The 18,336-nt window shown below is 60.6% G+C and carries 17 protein-coding genes and 1 pseudogene; 13 read left to right on the top strand and 5 right to left on the bottom strand.

Features of this window, described 5'->3' with window-relative positions; all coding sequences use genetic code 11:
• Positions 1-49 precede the first annotated feature (49 nt).
• The 4 genes from ACYZTX_RS25690 (at position 50) to ACYZTX_RS25675 (ending at position 4,388) form a co-directional block, all read left to right on the top strand.
• Complete coding sequence (locus ACYZTX_RS25690; protein ID WP_462036396.1) at positions 50-1,069, top strand: Glu/Leu/Phe/Val dehydrogenase family protein; 1,020 nt, start codon at positions 50-52, stop codon at positions 1,067-1,069.
• A gap of 114 nt (positions 1,070-1,183) precedes the next feature.
• Complete coding sequence (pdhA, locus tag ACYZTX_RS25685) at positions 1,184-2,278, top strand: pyruvate dehydrogenase (acetyl-transferring) E1 component subunit alpha (protein WP_462036395.1); 1,095 nt, start codon at positions 1,184-1,186, stop codon at positions 2,276-2,278.
• The gene (locus ACYZTX_RS25680; protein ID WP_462036394.1) at positions 2,271-3,257 is read left to right on the top strand and encodes an alpha-ketoacid dehydrogenase subunit beta; all 987 of its coding nucleotides are present in this window, start codon (positions 2,271-2,273) and stop codon (positions 3,255-3,257) included. Before pdhA ends, ACYZTX_RS25680 begins: the two co-directional genes overlap by 8 nt.
• A 21-nt stretch (positions 3,258-3,278) precedes the next feature.
• Positions 3,279-4,388, top strand: a complete 1,110-nt coding sequence (locus ACYZTX_RS25675) for a dihydrolipoamide acetyltransferase family protein (RefSeq protein WP_462036392.1) — start codon at positions 3,279-3,281, stop codon at positions 4,386-4,388.
• 168 nt (positions 4,389-4,556) lie between these two features.
• On the opposite strand, the pseudogene ACYZTX_RS25670 reads toward ACYZTX_RS25675, so the two are convergent.
• Positions 4,557-4,811, bottom strand: a pseudogene (locus ACYZTX_RS25670) (YebG family protein); the annotation flags it as partial.
• Between the two features lie 290 nt (positions 4,812-5,101).
• On the opposite strand from ACYZTX_RS25670, the gene ACYZTX_RS25665 reads away from it, so the two are divergent.
• Positions 5,102-5,602: a phosphate-starvation-inducible protein PsiE gene (locus ACYZTX_RS25665; RefSeq protein WP_462036391.1), complete on the top strand. Its 501-nt coding sequence runs from the start codon at positions 5,102-5,104 to the stop codon at positions 5,600-5,602.
• On the opposite strand, the gene ACYZTX_RS25660 is transcribed toward ACYZTX_RS25665, so the two are convergent.
• From ACYZTX_RS25660 to ACYZTX_RS25650, 3 genes are all read right to left on the bottom strand, one after another.
• Positions 5,599-5,916 (bottom strand): DUF3509 domain-containing protein, encoded by a 318-nt coding sequence (locus tag ACYZTX_RS25660; RefSeq protein ID WP_462036390.1) that lies wholly within the window; start codon positions 5,914-5,916, stop codon positions 5,599-5,601. The two genes, ACYZTX_RS25665 and ACYZTX_RS25660, sit on opposite strands and share 4 nt — an antisense overlap.
• Positions 5,917-6,205: 289 nt before the next feature.
• A complete protein-coding gene (locus ACYZTX_RS25655) occupies positions 6,206-7,507 on the bottom strand; it encodes a serine/threonine transporter (RefSeq protein ID WP_462036389.1) in 1,302 nt (433 codons plus the stop codon).
• Between the two features lie 60 nt (positions 7,508-7,567).
• Positions 7,568-8,944 carry an L-serine ammonia-lyase gene (locus ACYZTX_RS25650; RefSeq protein ID WP_462036388.1) on the bottom strand — a complete coding sequence of 459 codons (1,377 nt, stop codon included), beginning with the start codon at positions 8,942-8,944 and terminating at the stop codon, positions 7,568-7,570.
• 135 nt (positions 8,945-9,079) lie between these two features.
• Here ACYZTX_RS25650 and ACYZTX_RS25645 point away from each other — a divergent pair, with 135 nt between their 5' ends.
• The 8 genes from ACYZTX_RS25645 (at position 9,080) to ACYZTX_RS25610 (ending at position 17,284) form a co-directional block, all read left to right on the top strand.
• The gene (locus tag ACYZTX_RS25645) at positions 9,080-10,027 is read left to right on the top strand and encodes a LysR substrate-binding domain-containing protein (RefSeq protein WP_123365330.1); all 948 of its coding nucleotides are present in this window, start codon (positions 9,080-9,082) and stop codon (positions 10,025-10,027) included.
• 214 nt (positions 10,028-10,241) lie between these two features.
• Positions 10,242-10,649, top strand: a complete 408-nt coding sequence (locus tag ACYZTX_RS25640) for an HPF/RaiA family ribosome-associated protein (RefSeq protein ID WP_462036387.1) — start codon at positions 10,242-10,244, stop codon at positions 10,647-10,649.
• A gap of 210 nt (positions 10,650-10,859) precedes the next feature.
• On the top strand, positions 10,860-11,165 hold the full coding sequence (locus ACYZTX_RS25635; protein WP_462036386.1) for a DUF3649 domain-containing protein: 306 nt from the start codon (positions 10,860-10,862) through the stop codon (positions 11,163-11,165).
• Positions 11,162-12,742, top strand: coding sequence for a PepSY-associated TM helix domain-containing protein (locus ACYZTX_RS25630; protein ID WP_462036385.1), 1,581 nt, complete (start codon positions 11,162-11,164; stop codon positions 12,740-12,742). Before ACYZTX_RS25635 ends, ACYZTX_RS25630 begins: the two co-directional genes overlap by 4 nt.
• Positions 12,743-13,069 carry a DUF3325 domain-containing protein gene (locus ACYZTX_RS25625; protein WP_462036384.1) on the top strand — a complete coding sequence of 109 codons (327 nt, stop codon included), beginning with the start codon at positions 12,743-12,745 and terminating at the stop codon, positions 13,067-13,069. It abuts the gene before it with no gap.
• A 4-nt stretch (positions 13,070-13,073) separates the two neighbouring features.
• Complete coding sequence (locus ACYZTX_RS25620) at positions 13,074-13,637, top strand: RNA polymerase sigma factor (RefSeq protein ID WP_462036383.1); 564 nt, start codon at positions 13,074-13,076, stop codon at positions 13,635-13,637.
• Entirely contained in the window at positions 13,634-14,623 is a 990-nt protein-coding gene (locus ACYZTX_RS25615) for a FecR family protein (protein WP_462036382.1), read from the top strand. Before ACYZTX_RS25620 ends, ACYZTX_RS25615 begins: the two co-directional genes overlap by 4 nt.
• Positions 14,624-14,854: 231 nt before the next feature.
• Positions 14,855-17,284, top strand: coding sequence for a TonB-dependent siderophore receptor (locus tag ACYZTX_RS25610; RefSeq protein ID WP_462036381.1), 2,430 nt, complete (start codon positions 14,855-14,857; stop codon positions 17,282-17,284).
• A gap of 93 nt (positions 17,285-17,377) precedes the next feature.
• Here ACYZTX_RS25610 and ACYZTX_RS25605 read toward each other — a convergent pair whose 3' ends face one another.
• Positions 17,378-18,253: a helix-turn-helix domain-containing protein gene (locus ACYZTX_RS25605; protein WP_462036380.1), complete on the bottom strand. Its 876-nt coding sequence runs from the start codon at positions 18,251-18,253 to the stop codon at positions 17,378-17,380.
• Positions 18,254-18,336 lie beyond the last annotated feature (83 nt).

Below are 18,336 nucleotides of genomic sequence, written 5' to 3'. Positions count from 1 at the left end.
GGCGCAAGCCTATACTGGCGACTACAAGTCGTCATTCGGGAGCCCTGCAATGTTCGCTCTCATGCAAAGCACTCGCCTTGAATCGCTGCATCTGAGCGTCGACCCGGTCACCGGGTTGAAGGCGGTGATTGCCATCCATAACAGCCGTCTGGGACCTGCCCTGGGCGGGTGTCGTTACCTTGCCTATCCCAGCGACGAGTCCGCCGTCGAGGACGCGGTACGCCTTGCTCAAGGCATGAGTTACAAGGCGGCACTGGCCGGCCTGGCCCAGGGTGGCGGCGTTGCGGTGATTATTCGCCCGGTCCATGTGGAAAACCGTGCCGCACTGTTCGAAGCGTTCGGGCGCTGCATCAATCAGCTCGACGGCCGCTACATCACCGCCATCGACAGTGGCACCTCCGTGGCGGACATGGATTGCATCGCTCAACAAACCCAATACGTCACCAGCACCACCTCGGCGGGCGACCCTGCGCCGCACGCGGCGATGGGGGTGTTCACCGGCATTCGTGCCACCGCCATGGCCCGACTGGGCAGCGATAACCTCGAAGGCCTGCGCGTAGCGATTCAAGGGCTCGGCAACGTCGGCTTTGCCCTCGCCGAACAGCTGCACGCCGCCGGAGCCGAACTGCTGGTCAGTGACATCGATCACGGCAAAGTGCAACTGGCGATGGAGCAACTCGGCGCTCACCCGATTGCCAACGACGCGCTGCTCAGTACGCCCTGCGACATCCTCGCGCCCTGCGGTTTGGGTGGCGTGCTCAACAGCCACAGCGTGACGCAACTGCGCTGTGCAGCGGTGGCCGGTTCGGCGAACAACCAATTGACCCATCTGGAAGTCGCCGATCAATTGGAGCGGCGGGGCATTCTGTATGCGCCGGATTACGTGATCAATTCCGGCGGGCTGATCTACGTTTCGCTCAAACACCGCGGCGAAGAGCTCACGACCATCACCGCGCACCTGTCGAAAATCAGTTCACGGCTGACCGAAGTCTTCGCCCATGCTCAGGCGGAAAAACGCTCGCCGGCCCGAGTGGCAGACGAATTGGCGGAGAAAGTGTTGTATCGATGACGTGAACCGATGAAGGAGTGAGGGCCTATCCGGCAGACTTGCTCCCAAGGCCTGGCGCCACACGCATCAGGCTTGACTGACGCACGCTGACGAGGCGTGCCAGGAGCCCCAAGGATGCTTCACAAGGTTGAGCTGCCTTACACCCGATTTTTATCCCCTGACGGCCAATTGCTCGGTGATCTTCCTGCCTGGGCCGACGATTTCAATGTGCTGACGCGCCTCTATCGGCAGATGGTCCTGACCCGTCTTTTTGATCAGAAAGCTGTCGCCCTGCAACGCACCGGGCGCATCGGCACTTATGCGCCGACGTTGGGCCAGGAAGCCATTGGCGTTGCCGTCGGCAGCGTGATGCACGCCGAAGACGTGCTGGTGCCGTATTACCGTGACACCGCCGTGCAGTTGATGCGCGGGGTGCGCATGGAAGAAATCCTCCTGTACTGGGGTGGCGACGAGCGCGGCAGCGACTTTGCCGAACCGGCGGCGGCTCAGGACTTTCCGATCTGTGTACCGATTGCCACCCAGGCCTTGCATGCTTGCGGCGTCGCCAGCGCCTTTAAAATCCGCGGCGAACATCGGGTCGCCGTCACCACCTGTGGCGACGGCGCCACCAGCAAAGGCGATTTCCTCGAAGCCCTCAACGTTGCCGGTGCCTGGCAATTGCCGGTGGTGTTCGTGGTCAACAACAACCAATGGGCGATCTCGGTACCACGACGGATTCAGTGCGGCGCCCCGACCCTGGCGCAGAAAGCCATCGGCGCAGGGTTCCACGGCGAACAGGTCGACGGCAATGACATGCTCGCGGTTTACGACCGGGTACAAGCGGCCCTCGAACGGGCACGCCACGGTAAAGGCCCGGTATTGCTGGAATGCCTGAGCTACCGCCTCGGCGACCACACCACCGCCGACGATGCCACGCGCTACCGGCCGGCGGACGAGGTCAAGCAGGCCTGGCTCGAAGAACCGGTCAAACGCCTGCAACGCTTCATGGTCGGGCAGGGCGTCTGGGATGAAGGCCGCGAGCAGGCGCTGATCAGCGAATGCCAGGGCCTGGTGCAGCGTGCTGTGGATAACTTCGAAGCAGCGGGGACTCAGGCACCCGAATCGGTCATGGATTACGTCTACGCCCAATGGCCGGAGTCCCTCGCCGGGCAGCGTGAAGAATTGCTCGAAAGGGCGGCGCGCCGCGTGGGAGATTCGAGCCATGAGTAATGGCAAAGTCACGTTGCTGGAAGCGGTGAACCTGGCGCTGCATCGGGCCATGAGCGAAGACGAAAACGTCATCGTCCTCGGTGAAGATGTCGGGGTGAACGGCGGCGTGTTTCGCGCGACTCAAGGGCTGCGCGACAGCTTCGGCTTCAAGCGCGTGATTGACTCGCCGCTGGCCGAAACCATGCTCGGCGGACTGGTGGTCGGCATGGCCGCCCAAGGTCTGAAACCGGTGGTGGAAATCCAGTTCATGGGTTTCATCTATGCGGCCATGGAGCACCTGGTGTCCCACGCCAGCCGCATGCGTAATCGCACACGCGGGCGGATCACTTGCCCGATGGTCATGCGCACACCGATGGGCGCGGGGATTCGGGCGCCAGAACATCACAGCGAAAGCACTGAAGCACTGTTCGCGCACATTCCAGGTCTGCGGGTGGTGATTCCGTCATCGCCGGCCCGGGCCTATGGCTTGTTGCTCGCGGCCATCGATGACCCTGATCCGGTGGTGTTTCTCGAACCGACCCGGCTCTATCGCATGAACCCGCAAATTCTGTTGGACGATGGCAAACGCCTGCCGCTGGACAGCTGTTTCACCCTGCGCGAAGGCAGTGACATCACGTTGATCAGCTGGGGCGCCTGTGTGATGGAAACCCTGCAAGCCGCCACCGCATTGGCCGAACGGGGCGTCTCGGCGGAAGTGATCGATGTCGCGACTATCAAGCCACTGGACCTCGACACCCTGGAAGCCTCGGTGCGCAAGACCGGTCGCTGCGTGATCGTCCACGAGGCACCGCGCTCCTGTGGCGTCGGTGCGGAAATCGCTGCGAGTCTCTACGAGCGGGTGTTGCTGGACTTGCAGGCACCCATTCAGCGAGTCACCGCGCCGGACATTCCGCCGCCGCTGTATCGACTGGAATCGCTGTACATGCCCAACGTCGAGGACATTTTGCTGGCCTGCGATAACGCGCTGCATTTCGCTTGAACCCAATCCAAGGAGGCCGCGATGAAATATTTCAAACTGCCGGATCTGGGCGAAGGTTTGCAGGAGGCGGAAATCGTCCACTGGCACGTCAACGTTGGCGATGCCGTCAAGGCCGATCAACTGCTGGTGTCGGTGGAAACGGCCAAGGCGCTGGTGGATATCCCTGCACCCTATGACGGCGTGGTGGCAAAACTCTACGGCGGCGAGGGCGACATTATTCACGTCGGTGAACCGCTGCTCGGTTACGAAGGTGAAGCCGATGCGGGCACCGTGGTCGGGCGGCTCGAAGGCGGCGGCAGCCGTCAGGAGGATTCGTTTTTTATCGGTGCCGCACCTTCGACCCGAGAGCATCTGGCGACCCGCGCCACCCCGGCCGTGCGGCAACTGGCTCGGCAACTCGGGGTGGCGTTGAGCGGGTTGACGGGCTCCGGCCACGAGGGGCTGATCACCCGCAGTGATGTGGAAAACGCGGCTCACACTGAACGCGAGCGCTTCGGCGGCGAACGGTTGCGCGGGGTGCGGCGCAGCATGGCGCTGAACATGGCCCGGTCCCACGCCGAAGTCGTGCCGGTGACGATTTTCGGTGACGCCGATCTGCATCGCTGGGGTCAGGCACGCGAACCACTGATTCGACTCGCCAAGGCGATGGCGGCAGCGTGCGCCGTGGAGCCAGTGCTCAACAGCGCCTTCGACAGTAAAAGCCTGTCGCTCAAACAGCACGAACGGCTCGATCTGGGCATCGCCGTGGACACCCCGGACGGCCTGTTTGTGCCAGTGCTGCGCGATGTCGGTCATCGCACCGCGGCTGACTTGAAGGAAGGCGTCATGCGATTAAGAGCCGATGTGCAGGCGCGCTCGATTCCGCCCAAGGAAATGATGGGGGCGACCCTCACGTTGTCGAATTTCGGCACCTTGTTCGGTCGCTACGCCAACCCGGTGGTGGTACCGCCGCAAGTGGCAATCCTCGCCGCTGGCGCGATTCGTGACGAACCGGTGGCGGTCGATGGCGCGGTGGTGGTGCATCCGGTCTTGCCGCTGTCCCTGACTTTCGATCATCGCGTGGTGACGGGCGGTGAGGCGGCGCGGTTCTTCAAGGCGCTGGTCGAGGCGCTGGAACAACCTGAAGCTTAGGTTTTTCGCAGGCATGAAAAAGGCCCTGAGTCTTTTGACTCAGGGCCTATTCAATTCGGGTGTTGCTTACTTGGCAGCCTTGGGGGCTTTCGCTGGCTTGGTCGGCTCAGCGTCCGCCACTTCAACAGGTGCAGGCGCTTCAACAGGTACAGCTTTTTCAACGACTTCAGCAGGCGCATTGAGCAATTCGGACAACGCGTCCGGCTGGCTCTTGAACGCCTTGGCGAACACATCGCGATTCTTCGCCATGTAAATCCCGGCTTCTTCCACTTGCTGTTCGGTCAAGGACGGAACGGCTTTTTGCAACACTTCAGCCAGCAACTCGGCCAGTTCGAGCATTTTGTCATGACGGTCAGCTTCGGCTTTATCCATGAACAAGCGCTCCAGATCTCGGCTGCTGCGGTATACCACTTCGACGGCCATTCACCACCTCACATGCCTTCACATTAAGTTGTCTTATTCGACCACTGTATTTATATACAGCGAAAAGGATAAGCGAATCCCTGCGCTTTGGGTAGTGGCTTTTTAATGTAGACCGAAATCAGGGTTTGTCAGGCAGATCAGCCCCACCGGGTGCGACCAAACGCCACGGAGCGCGTTTTAGAGCACCTCGCCATCATGTGGCAGGCGCCTCTGGCCTTTTTTCTGCATGCAGAACAACCGTCACGTCAAACCCGCATCATCCGCTCGAACCGAGCTAAGGAAGAATCATCGTGAAAATCAACTGGGCCGAGAACCTGCGGCAGAACGTGCACCAACTGGCCGAGTCCCTGGGCAACCTGTTCGTCGAGACCTTCCACTACCTGGCGCTGTTCGCCATCGGTGCAGTCACCGCGTGGGCGGCGGTGATGGAGTTTTTGGGGATGATCGAAGAGGGGCACATCAAGATCGATGACATCTTGCTGCTGTTCATCTACCTGGAACTGGGGGCGATGGTCGGGATTTACTTCAAGACCAACCACATGCCGGTGCGCTTCCTGATCTACGTGGCGATTACGGCGCTGACGCGGCTGCTGATTTCCAACGTCTCGCACCACAACCCGCCGGATGTCGGGATCATCTACCTGTGTGGCGGGATATTGCTGCTGGCGTTTGCAATTCTGGTGGTGCGTTACGCCTCGTCGCAATTCCCTTCGGTGAAGATCGAGCACCCGCAACGCAAGGTCGGTGCGGGTTCCGGTGAGCATCCCGACGTGGAGAAGGGCGAGATTTAAAGCCTCATGGCTGGCCGGCTGTGGCCCTTGACGTGCGGCGGTGGCGGGGTGTGATTGTTGCCGTCGGTCATCGCTTCAAGGATGGCCACGGCGCTGTGGCCCTGTTCGATGGCGATGCCGAATTGAATGCTTTGCACCAGGCGTTTGAGGCGCTGGGGGTCATTACGTTGTTCGGCGCTGATCATCCGTTTGGCGACCACGCGGCCGCTGTTGGAGAGGGTCAGCATGATGCGGCCATCCAGACCCTGAATACTCAGGTTGATCTGATAATCCGGTGCAAAGGCATCGGTAATGAGCTGAAAAGGGTTGTCCATGATGCGTCACCGCCTGATTGAACGTGCAGTTGTTGACCGGCCATGATCGGGTTGGTTCGCAATACCAGACCATCGGCATTCCCTGTTCATTACTTTCTTGCGTATCGCGTAGGAGCTGCCGAAGGCTGCGATCTTTTGATGTTGCTTTTAAAAGCGCAGATCAAAAGATCGCAGCCTTCGGCAGCTCCTACGTGGGTCTAGCAAGGGGCGTGCCGGAAAAATGGTCGAACAATAGACGCGGCAAAAAACAGGCGGGCACCGATGCCCGCCTTCTTTTTGTCTGCCCGTTTCAGGGCATGAATGAGTAGATGATCGCAGACAGTGCAATCAAACCGATCAGCACCACGAACACGTTCGAGACCTGACCCGAGTACTGGCGCAAGGCCGGCACCCGGCGGATGGCGTACATCGGCATCAGGAACAAAAGGCACGCGATGATCGGCCCGCCAAGGGTTTCGATCATGCCGAGGATGCTCGGGTTGAAGGTTGCCACAGCCCAGCAGCTGAGGATCATGAACACTGCGGTCACGCGGTTCAGCGAACTGGCAGCCATTACCCGGCCACGGCCGCGCAGGCTTTTCACGATCAGGCCCTGAAAGCCTTCGCTGGCGCCGATGTAATGGCCGAGGAAGGATTTGGTGATCGCCACCAGCGCAATCAACGGTGCGGCGTAAGCGATGACCGGGGTCTGGAAGTGGTTGGCCAGGTACGACAGGATCGAGATGTTCTGCGCCTTCGCCGCGGCCAAATCAGCCGGGGACAGGGCCATCACGCAGCTGAAGCAGAAGAACATCACCGTCACCACCATCATCGCGTGGGCGATGGCGAGGATGCCGCTGCTCTTGGGTTCGGCCTGTTCGCCGTAGCGTTGTTTCTGATCGACGGCGAAGGCGGAAATGATCGGCGAATGGTTGAACGAGAACACCATCACCGGGATCGCCAGCCACAGCGTTTTGAAGAACAACGGCATCGGCATCCCTTCACTGGCGGTGGCGAGGAACGCGCCATTCCAGTTCGGGATCAGGCTGAAACCGAGCAGCAGCAACGCCGCGACGAACGGGTAAACCAGCACGCTCATGCATTTGACGATGACGCCCTGGCCGCAACGCACGATCGCCATCAGGCCGAGGATCAAGCCCAGCGACAGAATCGCCCGCGGAGGCGGTGCGATGTGCAGCTGATGCTCCATGAAGCTGCTCAAGGTGTTGGTCAGCGCCACGCTGTACACCAGCAGAATCGGGAAGATCGCGAAGAAATACAGCAGCGTGATCAGCTTGCCGGCGCCGATGCCGAAGTGTTCTTCCACCACTTCGGTGATGTCGCCGGAACGCCCGGACAACACGAAGCGGGTCAGGCCGCGGTGGGCGAAGAACGTCATCGGAAACGCCAGCACCGCCAGAATCAGCAATGGCCAGAAACCACCCACGCCGGCGTTGATCGGCAGGAACAGGGTGCCGGCGCCAATCGCTGTGCCGTAGAGGCCAAGCATCCAGGTGGTGTCGTGTTTGCTCCAGCCCTTGGTGGCTGTTGCAGTGTCGCGTTTGAGGTTTACAGCAGGATTATCGGCAGCGGGTGTACGTACATCGGTCATCGTTTTGGGCCTCGTTATTGTTCTTGCTCGGGCTCACGCGAAACGGTCAGAGAGTGCTCCTCAGCACTCCACCCAGCTCACCGCCAAGCCGCCCCGTGAAGTCTCTTTGTATTTGTCATGCATGTCGGCGCCGGTATCGCGCATGGTGCGGATCACCCGGTCCAGGGAAATGAAGTGTTTGCCGTCGCCGCGCAGGGCCATTTGCGTGGCATTGATCGCCTTCACGGCGGCGATTGCGTTGCGTTCGATACACGGCACTTGCACCAGCCCGCCGACCGGGTCGCAGGTCAGGCCGAGGTTGTGTTCCAGGCCGATTTCGGCGGCGTTCTCCAGTTGCTCCGGTGTGGCACCGAGGATGTCGGCCAGCCCGGCGGCGGCCATGGCACAGGCCGAGCCGACTTCGCCCTGACAGCCGACTTCGGCACCGGAGATAGAAGCGTTTTTCTTGCAGAGAATTCCTACGGCCGCAGCGCCTAAAAAGAACGCCACGACGTCATCGTCCGACGCGTCCGGGTTAAATTTCATGTAGTAGTGCAGCACTGCAGGAATGATCCCGGCCGCACCGTTTGTAGGCGCCGTAACCATTCGACCGCCCGCCGCGTTTTCTTCGTTCACGGCGAGGGCGAACAGGTTGACCCACTCCATGGCCGACAGCGTGGAGGTGATGACATTCGGCTTGCCGATTTCCAGCAGGCTGCGGTGCAATTTCGCGGCGCGGCGCGGAACATTCAGGCCGCCCGGCAGGATGCCTTCGTGGCGCATCCCTTGTTCGACGCACTCGCGCATCACCGACCAGATGTGCAGCAGGCCCTGGCGGATTTCGGCTTCGCTGCGCCAGGCCAATTCATTCGCCATCATCAACTCGGAAACGCGCAGGCTGTGCTGGTTGCAGAGCTTGAGTAATTCGGCGGCGCTCGAGAAATCGTACGGCAGCACCACATCGCTGGTGGGCGCGATGCCGGATTCGGCTTCGGCCGCTTCGATGATGAAACCACCGCCGATCGAGTAATACGTTTGCTCCGACAACTCACCGGTTTCGCCAAAGGCCGTCAGGGACATGGCGTTGGGGTGGTAGGGGAGGCTCTCGTCGAGTAGCAGAAGATCGCTCTGCCAGTTGAAGGCAATGGTGATTTTGCCTGCCAGGGACAGTTCGCCGGTTTCACGCAGGGTCTGGATTCGGCTGTCGATGGAAGTGGGATCGATGCTGTCCGGCCATTCGCCCATCAGGCCCATGACACACGCACGGTCGGTGGCGTGGCCGACGCCAGTGGCAGAAAGGGAACCATAAAGGCGGACTTCCACCCGACGTACGGCATCCAGTAAATCCTGGTCAATCAGTGCCTGGGCGAAGGTCGCAGCGGCGCGCATCGGGCCGACGGTATGGGAACTGGACGGACCGATGCCGACTTTGAAGAGATCGAAAACACTGATAGCCATGCTAAAGCCTATACAAGCAATGGAAGAGAAATCGCTGCCATTTTTGTAGGACAAGCGCAATGTCGGCGATACTGCCTATCTAGGTCCTACGTGACCAACGAAACTTCCTAAGACAGCCTTTAGCAGGACTAAACGATGAGTCGTCAATTGCATGCCCAGACTTACGTCTGGCTGCACGTGTTTTCCTGTGCCGCGCGGCACTTGTCGTTCACTCGATGCGCCGAAGAGCTGCACATCACGCCGGGTGCGGTCAGTCAGCAAATCCGACAGCTGGAAGAGCGTCTGGGGTTTCGACTTTTCCACCGTCGCGCTCGGGGTGTGGAATTGAGTGCCGAAGGCCAGCGACTGGCCATCACGGTCAACGAGGCTTACGGCAGCATCGACGCGGAATTGCGACGACTGGATGCGGGGATGATCAGCGGGATTCTACGGCTGCGCTCGATTCCGTCGTTCCTGAGCAAGTGGCTGACGCCGCGTCTTCCGCGTTTGCAGCAGCGCTTTCCGGACATTCAATTGCGCCTGGTGGCCGAGGACAGCAGCGTGCCATTGCACGAAGGCGACTTCGATTTGGCCATCGACCTGAACGATGGCAGTTACCCCGGATTGTTATCCACAACCTTGCTCGACGAGCAGATCTTCCCGGTGTGCGCCCCAAGCCTGCTGCGCGGCCGCCCGCCGCTGCATGGCCCGGCTGATCTGCTGCACTTCCCGTTGTTGCACGACATCACGGCCTGGCGCGGCAGTTACGAGTACGCGGAATGGGAGTTTTATCTCAATGCCATTGGCTTTGAAGGTGCGGACGTGCGGCGCGGGCATACCTTCAATCGCAATCACCTGACCATCGAAGCGGCGATTGCCGGGATGGGCGTGGCGATTGCGCGGCGAACGTTGCTCAACGATGAGCTGGAGCGGGGGACGTTGATCGTGCCGTTTGGCCTGGCGGTGCCCAATCACAAGCGCTACGTGCTGCTCTATGCGCCGGGTGCGCTGAGCCATCCGGGTGTGCGCGCGGTGCATGACTGGCTGGTAGAGGAAGCGGGGATTTTTCGTAGCCTGCACCCGCTGGCGGAGCGGCAGATGTGAGCAGCTTGGGACATCTGACAGGGGCGACCCAACTCCCGACCTTAACAGCGCTTTTACCGGTTGTCCGGCTTTTTTTGCGAATCCATATTTATCTTTTTTTAGGGGTTGAAATGTTCTGCACACAGACCGATTGTGTAAGTAAGAGGTCACGGTGATGACGCCCAAGGGCCAGCCGAAGTGCCTCTCGCTAGCTAGCTGAAATAAGGGATGAACTATGCAAATCCAAGTCAACAGCGATAACCATATTCAAAGCAGCATCCGACTGGAGGAGTGGGTACGTACTACCATTGAGAGCACGCTTGAACGTTATGAAGAGGACCTGACACGCGTCGAGGTTCATCTGCGGGACGAGAACGGCGACAAGCCCGGTCCCCATGACATGCGCTGCCAGCTGGAAGCGCGGCCAAAAGGCCACCAACCGATTTCTGTAACCCATAAAGCCGACTCCCTGGAACTGGCGATCGACGGGGCGGCCGAAAAACTTGAACATGCGCTTGAGCACCTGTTTGGCAAACTGCGGGGCAAACCACGTGCCGCTGTGGTGCCGTTCGAGAGGGTTTCTGCCGATGCGCTGCTGGAAGACGAGTTTCTCGAGAACGAACAGGCTGCACAAAACGGCTGAAGCCTGATTTAATTTTTACCTTTCCACTGACAACGGGTCTGCAATCGCAGGCCCGTTTTGGTTTGGGGTTTTGCTGATCCAGGCCCGAGTTTCAGGGGGTAGGCATCCTCCCATCGCAACTCTTTTGCATATGAGAATATTTATCATTAGTATTGCGACCTTGTTGGTCCCGTGACGTTCACGAGGCCTCACCCGTTTCAAGGTCGAAACATGAAAGGCAAAATCACCGCGCTCCCCGTTTCCTACCGGCTGGCCGTCACTTTCCGAGTGCTAGCCGCGGTATTGGGGGGTTACCTCGTCGCAGCATTGGCGAGTGTCAGCCTGACGATGTGGCTGCCCATGGCCCGCGCCGAAGCGGTGGTCACCGGGATGATGAGCTCGTTTCTGGTCTATCTGGTCGCCGTACTCTGGTGCTTTGCCTGTCGCAGTGCATGGCAAGCCTGGTTCGGAATGATCGTGCCAAGCGTGGTGTTGGCGGCGGTGTCGGGGTTGGCGTACTGGATGGGCCACTCATGAAAGAGGGCTTTCGTCAGGCCATGGCCTGGCTGCACACCTGGGCCGGGTTGATCTTCGGCTGGCTGCTGTTCGCGATCTTCCTGACCGGCACACTCGCCTATTTCAAGGATGAGATCAGCCACTGGATGCAGCCGGAAATTCCTGCCCGCGCAGTGTCCTCCGAAGCCAGCCTGACCCTGGCCCAGCACTATCTTCAGCAGCACGCGGCCGGTGCCTCGCGCTGGCTCATCGATTTGCCTGATGCCCGCGAACCCGCGCTGTCGGTACGGTGGCAGCAAGCACCGGCCAAGCCCGGCACGCGGGGTCAATTCACCGAAAAACTCCTCGACCCGCAAACCGGCGCGCAAGTGCAGGGCCGGGACACCCGCGGTGGCGAGTTCTTTTACCGCTTCCACTTTCAGTTACAGATGCCCTATCCGTGGGGTCGCTGGCTGTCGACCCTCGCAGCGATGGTGATGTTCGTCGCGCTGATCAGCGGGATCATCACCCACAAGAAAATCTTCAAGGACTTCTTCACCTTCCGCCCGCGAAAAGGCCAGCGCTCCTGGCTCGACGGGCACAACGTGGTGGGTGTGCTGGTGTTGCCGTTTCACCTGATGATCACTTACAGCAGCCTGGTGATTTTCATGTCGATGGTGATGCCGGCGAGCATCGTTGCCTCTTATGGCAGCGACAGCGATACCTTTTACGATGAAGTGTTTCCTGTTTCCACTACCCCCGAGCTTGCCGGTGAACCGGGCCAATTGGCGCCGTTGGCAGCGCTGCTGGAACGGGCCCGAGAGCAGTGGTCGGGCGGGCGAGCCGGGCGGCTGACGGTCAACAATCCGGGCGATGCGAATGCCTCGGTCGTCCTTGTGCGTGACGGCGCCGACCGCGTGGTCCACGACTTTGGCAGCGCGGTGACGTTCAACGGGGTGACCGGGCAATTGGTTGGTGTCACGGCGGAACAATCCTTGCCGATGGCCATTGCCGGCAGTTTCTACGGCTTGCACATGGGCCATTTCGCCGGTCCGGTGTTGCGCTGGCTGTACTTCATTTGTGGTTTGGCGGGCACCGCGATGATCGGTACCGGGCTGGTGCTCTGGCTTGGCAAACGTCAGCTCAAACATTCGAATAGCGGTGTGATGCCGTTCGAGTTGCGGCTGGTGGAAGTGCTGAACATCGCTGGCATGTCGGGGCTGATGGTCGCGGTGGCGGCGTACTTCTGGGCCAATCGATTGTTGCCGGTCGGGATGAACGGGCGGGCAGATTGGGAAGTGAACGGCTTCTTCATCGTCTGGGGCTTGAGTGTGTTGCATGCCATGGTCCGCCGTGGCCGCGCCGCGTGGGTCGAACAATTGGCGCTGGCGGCGTTGCTGTTCTGTGCGGTGCCGTTGCTGAACGCGCTGACCACGCCTTATCACTTGGGCGTCACACTGACGCAAGGCGATTGGGCCATGGCCGGTTTCGATCTGGCATGCCTGGGCAGTGGCCTGTTTTTCGCCTGGGCCGTGTGGAAAATGCAGCGCTCGGGGCAGGCTGGAATCGTCACCCGAGCGCGTGGAAAATCGATACTGCTTGAGCAAGAGGCGCACTGAATGTTCCTGGCCTTGCTGCTGTGCTACGGCGGTTTCACCGCGCTCTGTTTGTCCATGGATCGGCATCACGCCGAACTGCTGGGGCGCAAGCCCTCGGCCCGCCGCCGCCAAGGGATGAAACTCAGTGGCGGGCTGCTGCTGGCGTTGTCGTTGTGGGCCGCGGTGTCGTCGACGGGGTGGGGACTTGGATTGGTGGAGTGGTTTGCGGTGTTGATGCTCAGCGCTCTGGTGCTGGTGCTATTGATGCCGTATCGCCCGCGCCTGGCCTTGGTGTTGGCGGGTTTGAGCCTGCTCGCCAGCCCCGTTGCCGCGTTCGCGAAGGGCTGAGCCGATGATCACCAGTCCCCCGGAATCCCATGACGACGAACATCGCGGTGGGCGTGCGCATTTCCTGCAGGTGTTCCTTTCCCAGCGTTCACAAATGGAAGCGCTGGTGAGTCGTCGTGTCGGGTGTCGGGCGACGGCCGCGGACCTGGTACAGGACTTGTTCCTGCGCTTCTGGCGTCGGCCGCTGGTGCAGGTCGAAGAGCTCAGCACGTACCTGTTGCGCTGCGCCGGCAACATCGCCATCGACCATTTGCGCAGCGAAGGCACGCGGGTGCGGATCAATGAGGGCTGGATGCCGGATCAACCGGACAGCCACGGCAGCGAACCGCAAGCGGCGCTGGAGGCGGGCAACGATTTGCGTCATGTCGAAGCGGCGTTGCGCGCGTTGCCTGAGCGTACGCGGCAGATTTTTTTGCTCAACCGTATCCATGGGCGCAAATACGCCGAGATCGCGAAGGCCATGGGGTTGTCCCAAAGCGCCGTGGAAAAACATATGATGCGCGCCCTCGAGGCGTGCAAGGCCAGCCTGCGGGAACCCGAACCGAGCACGCCAGGGAAAGCATTGTGAACAACACCGATCGCGTCACCCCGACGCCCGCGCAGGAGCAGGCGGCCTTCGCCTGGCTGAGCCTGTTGCATGACCAGCCCAGCAGCGGCGATCAACTCACGTTCAGTCGCTGGTTGCAGGCCGACCCCGCCCATGCCGAGGCTTATGCCCAGGCGCAAGTGGTGTGGGAATTGAGCGAAGTACCGGCGCGCACCCTGGCCGATGAAGACGCGTTCGCCTTGCAGGGTTACCTCAATGCCATGAACCCGTCTCGGCGCAACAATGTGCGACGCTGGTCTGGCGCATTGGCCATGGCCGCGTGCCTGTTGTTGATGATCGGACTTGGCGCGGGTTGGCAGCCAACGCGCTGGGTCGATGATCTGGGGGCGGACTATGTGTCGGCACCGGGGGAAATTCGCACGGTCACGCTGGCCGATCAGTCGCAAGTCACCCTGGATGCCGACAGCGCGATTGCGGTGGATTTCAGTCGTGGCGAACGGCACGTTGAGCTGCGTCGCGGTGCCGGATTTTTCCGCGTGACCCACAACGGTGAGCCGTTCGTGGTGGACGCTGAACAGGGCCAGGTGCAGGTGCTGGGGACTCAGTTCGAAGTGCGCCTGCAACCGCACGGGGCGCAGGTCACGGTGTTGTCCGGGCGGGTCGGTGTGACGGCGGACAAGAACGCCGCGCAGCAAATCCTGACGGCTGGCCAGCAAGTGACCTATGGCGATGGTCTGGCGGAAAAACACCACAGCGTCGACAGCGAAGCGCAATTGGCGTGGCGTCAGGGTTGGCTCAATTACTACAAGGCGACACTCGCCGAGGTGGTGCAAGACCTGGGACGCTATTACCCGGGACGGATTGTGCTGCTCAGCGATGAACTGGCGGCGCGGCGGGTGAGTGGCAGTTTTCCGAGCAAGGATCCGCAAGCGGTGTTGAGTTCGTTGCAAGGGGTGTTGGGGTTTGAACAGCACCAGGTTTCGGGGCATCTGATTATTTTGCGCTGAGGCGACTGGCCTCTTCGCGAGCAAGCCCGCTCCCACATTCGACCGCATTCCCCTGAGAGAACTCGGTCGAATGTGGGAGCGGGCTTGCTCGCGAAGGCGTCAGATCAAACACCGCATGGCCCGAATGAAAATATTTTCAACTTTCTAGTGAGGTAAACCCCGGCGCCATCCGTGTAGTGACTGAAACTGCGAGTCATTCGCATCCCGTAGGTTCTACACAGGTCATGAGCAATGAAGTCCAGGGCAAAATCGGGTTCGGTCAAACAGTGGTTGGGTACGTGTGCATTGAGCTTTTCGGCGTTGGCGTTGCTGCCGTTGAGTGTGGCGGTGGCCGCTGAGGCGGGCACTGTTCGACAGAGTGCGCAGTTCAGCTTCGCGATGGCCGCCAAACCGCTGCCCCAGGCCTTGAGTGACTTCAGTCGGATCACTGGCATCAGCGTGGTTTACACCGATGAGGCGCCGTACGGTCTAACCGCCCCGGCGATCAATGGTCAGTTCAACGCCGAGCAAGCGATGCAGCGTTTGCTCAGCGGTTCGGGTTTCACCTTCCGTCGTACCGACGGCCACACGCTGGTCCTGGAGCCGTTGCCCACCGAAGGCACCTTGAACCTGGGCGCGACCACCATCACTTCGGTGGCCGATCAATCCATGAGCTATCAACCGCCGCCCACCAGCTCGGTGATGCGCTCCTCGGCCTTGCTCCAGGAAATCCCGCAGACCGTCAACGTCATCCCGGCTCAGGTCATTCGCGATCAGGCGCCGCGCAATCTGGACGATGCACTGGCCAACGTCAGCGGCATCACCCAAGGCAACACGCTGGCGAGCACCCAGGATTCGGTGATGACCCGCGGTTTCGGCGACAACCGTAACGGCTCGATCATGCGCGATGGCATGCCGATCGTGCAGGGCCGTGGCCTTAATGCGACCGTGGATCGGGTCGAAGTCCTCAAGGGCCCGGCATCCTTGCTTTACGGCATCCAGGACCCGGGCGGCGTGGTGAACATGGTCAGCAAAAAGCCTGAGCTTGAGCAGTACAACGCCTTGACCTTGCGCGGCTCGACCTACGGCGACGGCAAAAACGGCAGCGGTGGCGGCCTCGACAGTACCGGCGCACTGGGTACTTCCGGCCTCGCTTACCGCATGGTCCTGGACCACGAAGACGAAGATTACTGGCGCAACTTCGGCTCTCACCGCGAGACACTGGTGGCGCCGTCACTGGCCTGGTTCGGCGAAAGCACCCAGTTGTTGTTCGCCTACGAACACCGCGAGTTCCTGACCCCGTTCGACCGTGGCACGGTGATTGACCCGCGTGACAATCATCCGCTGGACATCTCCCGTGAGCGCCGTCTCGACGAACCCTTCAACAACATGGAAGGGCGCTCGGATCTGTATCACTTCGAGGCCGATCACGAACTCAACGACAACTGGAACGCCCACTTCGGCTACAGCTGGAATCGCGAAACCTACGATGCCAGCCAAGTGCGCATCACCGCCATCGACACCAACAAAGGCACCCTGACTCGCAGCATGGACGGCACTCAGAACGCGATCAGCACCGACCGTTTCACCACTGCCAGCCTCGAAGGCAAAGTCAACGTTCTGGGCCTGCAACACGAGCTGGTGTTCGGCATCGATGACGAGTACCGCAAGATCTACCGCGAAGACCTGATCCGCCAGAAAAGCCTGAGCACCTTCAGCTACCTCAACCCGGTCTACGGCCGCGAAGTCGCCGGCACCACCGTCAGCCCTGCAGACAGCGCGCAGACCGATGAACTGCGCAGCGATTCGGTGTTTTTGCAGGACTCGATCCACCTGACCGATCAATGGATTTTCGTCGCTGGCGGGCGTTTCCAGGAATACGACCAGTACGCCGGCAAAGGCGTGCCGTTCCAGGCCAACACCGACAGCAACGGCCAGAAATGGGTGCCTCGCGCCGGTCTGGTGTATCGCTACACCGATGAACTGTCGTTCTACGGCAGCTACACCGAGTCGTTCAAACCCAACTCGACCATCGCGCCGTTGAGCGGCAGCAGCACTGTGCTTGACGGCAGCATCGCGCCGGAAGAAGCCAAGTCCTGGGAAATCGGCGCCAAGCTCGATATGCCGGGTCGCGTGACCGGTAACGTCGCGCTGTTCGACATCAAGAAACGCAACGTGCTGGTGGCCAACTCCGAAGGCCCGGTGACGATTTACAGCGCCGCCGGCGAAGTGCGTTCCCGTGGACTGGAAGTGGATTTGACCGGTCAGTTGAGTGATCGCTGGAGCATGATCGGCAGCTATGCCTACACCGACGCCGAAGTCACTGAAGACCCGATCTACAAAGGCAAAAAACTGCAAAACGTCGCGAAGAACAGTGGCTCGCTGTCGGCGGTCTATGACTTCGGCACGATCGTCGGTGGTGATCAGCTGCGGGTCGGCGCGGGGGCGCGGTATGTCGGTGAGCGAGCGGGTAACGCCGTGAATGATTTCGACCTGCCGAGCTACACCGTGGCCGATGCATTCGCCACCTACGACACCAAAGTCGAAGGGCAGAAGGTCAAGTTTCAGCTCAACGTGAAGAACCTGTTTGATCGCACCTACTACACCTCGGCGGCGAGCCGGTTCTTTGTGTCGATGGGGGATTCGCGGCAGGTGTCGCTTTCGAGCACGCTTGAGTTCTGAGGCAACAGCAAAAAGATCGCAGCCTGCGGCAGCTCCTACAACGGACACGTACCCTGTAGGAGCTGGCGAAGCCTGCGATCTTTTGATCTTGCTTTACCGCAAAAACGCCTGCCGATACTCCCCAGGCGTTCCACCCAATGCCTGACGAAACCGATTGGTGAAATGACTCGCACTGGCAAACCCGCACGCCAACGCGATCTCCCCCAACGGCTGCGATGTCGAACGCAACAACTCCCGCGCCCGGCTCAGTCTGCGCGCCAACACATACTGATGTGGCGGCAAGCCAAAGCTCTCGCGAAACATCCGCGCAAAGTGGTATTCCGACAACGCACACAACGCAGCCAACTGCCCCAAGCTGATCGCCGCGGCCAATTGGTTGTCGATGAACTCCACCAACTGCCGGCGCTGATGCGCAGCCAATCCACCTTTAAGCCGCAAGCCCTCACGCATTCCGACCTGCCCGAGCAGTACGTGGCTGATCATTTCATGGGCCAGGCTACTGGTGAGCACGCGTTCGCCAGGTTCGTCCCAGTTGAGTGTGAGCATTTGCCGAAAGCGCCGGGCTTGCGCCGGGTCGTCCAGAAAAGTGGCTTCGCGCAACTGTAGTTCGCGAGGTTCGCGGTCCAGCAACGTCACGCAGCCGAGGGCAAATTGTTCGGGGCTGAAATACACTTGGGCCAGGCGAATGTCGCCATTGATCACCCAGCCCGATTGATGCTCGGCCGGCAGGATGCACAACTTGTCGGGGCCGCCCTTGGTGCCGGGCTGGTCGCGGCGAAAGGTCCCGGTGCCGCCCGCGATGTAGCAGGACAGAGTGTGATGGCTCGGCGCTTCGTAGTCCTGAGCATCGTGATGATTGCTCCACAAGGCTGCAGCCATGCCGTCACCGAGCTCGGCGCTGTGCTCCAGACGAGCATTGGGCGAGCGGTTGAGGGCTTGAAAGACTTGCAGGTTTTCCAGTGCGGGCATGATCGGTTCTCTCCAACGCTTTGCATCCTACTCCGTAGCCGTTGGCCTGCGAGCCCATCGACTGACAAAAGCGCAAGTTTATG

This window comes from Pseudomonas sp. MDT1-17, assembly GCF_054898105.1.
Note: the sequence above shows the minus strand (reverse complement) of the source record. Positions and strands in the feature narration are given on the sequence as shown.

Coding starts and splice junctions, on each gene's coding strand:
- ACYZTX_RS25690 (WP_462036396.1), top strand. CDS start 50: ATGTTCGCTCTCATGCAAAGCACTCGCCTTGAATCGCTGCATCTGAGC.
- pdhA (WP_462036395.1), top strand. CDS start 1,184: ATGCTTCACAAGGTTGAGCTGCCTTACACCCGATTTTTATCCCCTGAC.
- ACYZTX_RS25680 (WP_462036394.1), top strand. CDS start 2,271: ATGAGTAATGGCAAAGTCACGTTGCTGGAAGCGGTGAACCTGGCGCTG.
- ACYZTX_RS25675 (WP_462036392.1), top strand. CDS start 3,279: ATGAAATATTTCAAACTGCCGGATCTGGGCGAAGGTTTGCAGGAGGCG.
- ACYZTX_RS25660 (WP_462036390.1), bottom strand. CDS start 5,916: ATGGACAACCCTTTTCAGCTCATTACCGATGCCTTTGCACCGGATTAT.
- ACYZTX_RS25655 (WP_462036389.1), bottom strand. CDS start 7,507: ATGACCGATGTACGTACACCCGCTGCCGATAATCCTGCTGTAAACCTC.
- ACYZTX_RS25650 (WP_462036388.1), bottom strand. CDS start 8,944: ATGGCTATCAGTGTTTTCGATCTCTTCAAAGTCGGCATCGGTCCGTCC.
- ACYZTX_RS25645 (WP_123365330.1), top strand. CDS start 9,080: ATGAGTCGTCAATTGCATGCCCAGACTTACGTCTGGCTGCACGTGTTT.
- ACYZTX_RS25640 (WP_462036387.1), top strand. CDS start 10,242: ATGCAAATCCAAGTCAACAGCGATAACCATATTCAAAGCAGCATCCGA.
- ACYZTX_RS25635 (WP_462036386.1), top strand. CDS start 10,860: ATGAAAGGCAAAATCACCGCGCTCCCCGTTTCCTACCGGCTGGCCGTC.
- ACYZTX_RS25630 (WP_462036385.1), top strand. CDS start 11,162: ATGAAAGAGGGCTTTCGTCAGGCCATGGCCTGGCTGCACACCTGGGCC.
- ACYZTX_RS25625 (WP_462036384.1), top strand. CDS start 12,743: ATGTTCCTGGCCTTGCTGCTGTGCTACGGCGGTTTCACCGCGCTCTGT.
- ACYZTX_RS25620 (WP_462036383.1), top strand. CDS start 13,074: ATGATCACCAGTCCCCCGGAATCCCATGACGACGAACATCGCGGTGGG.
- ACYZTX_RS25610 (WP_462036381.1), top strand. CDS start 14,855: ATGAAGTCCAGGGCAAAATCGGGTTCGGTCAAACAGTGGTTGGGTACG.
- ACYZTX_RS25605 (WP_462036380.1), bottom strand. CDS start 18,253: ATGCCCGCACTGGAAAACCTGCAAGTCTTTCAAGCCCTCAACCGCTCG.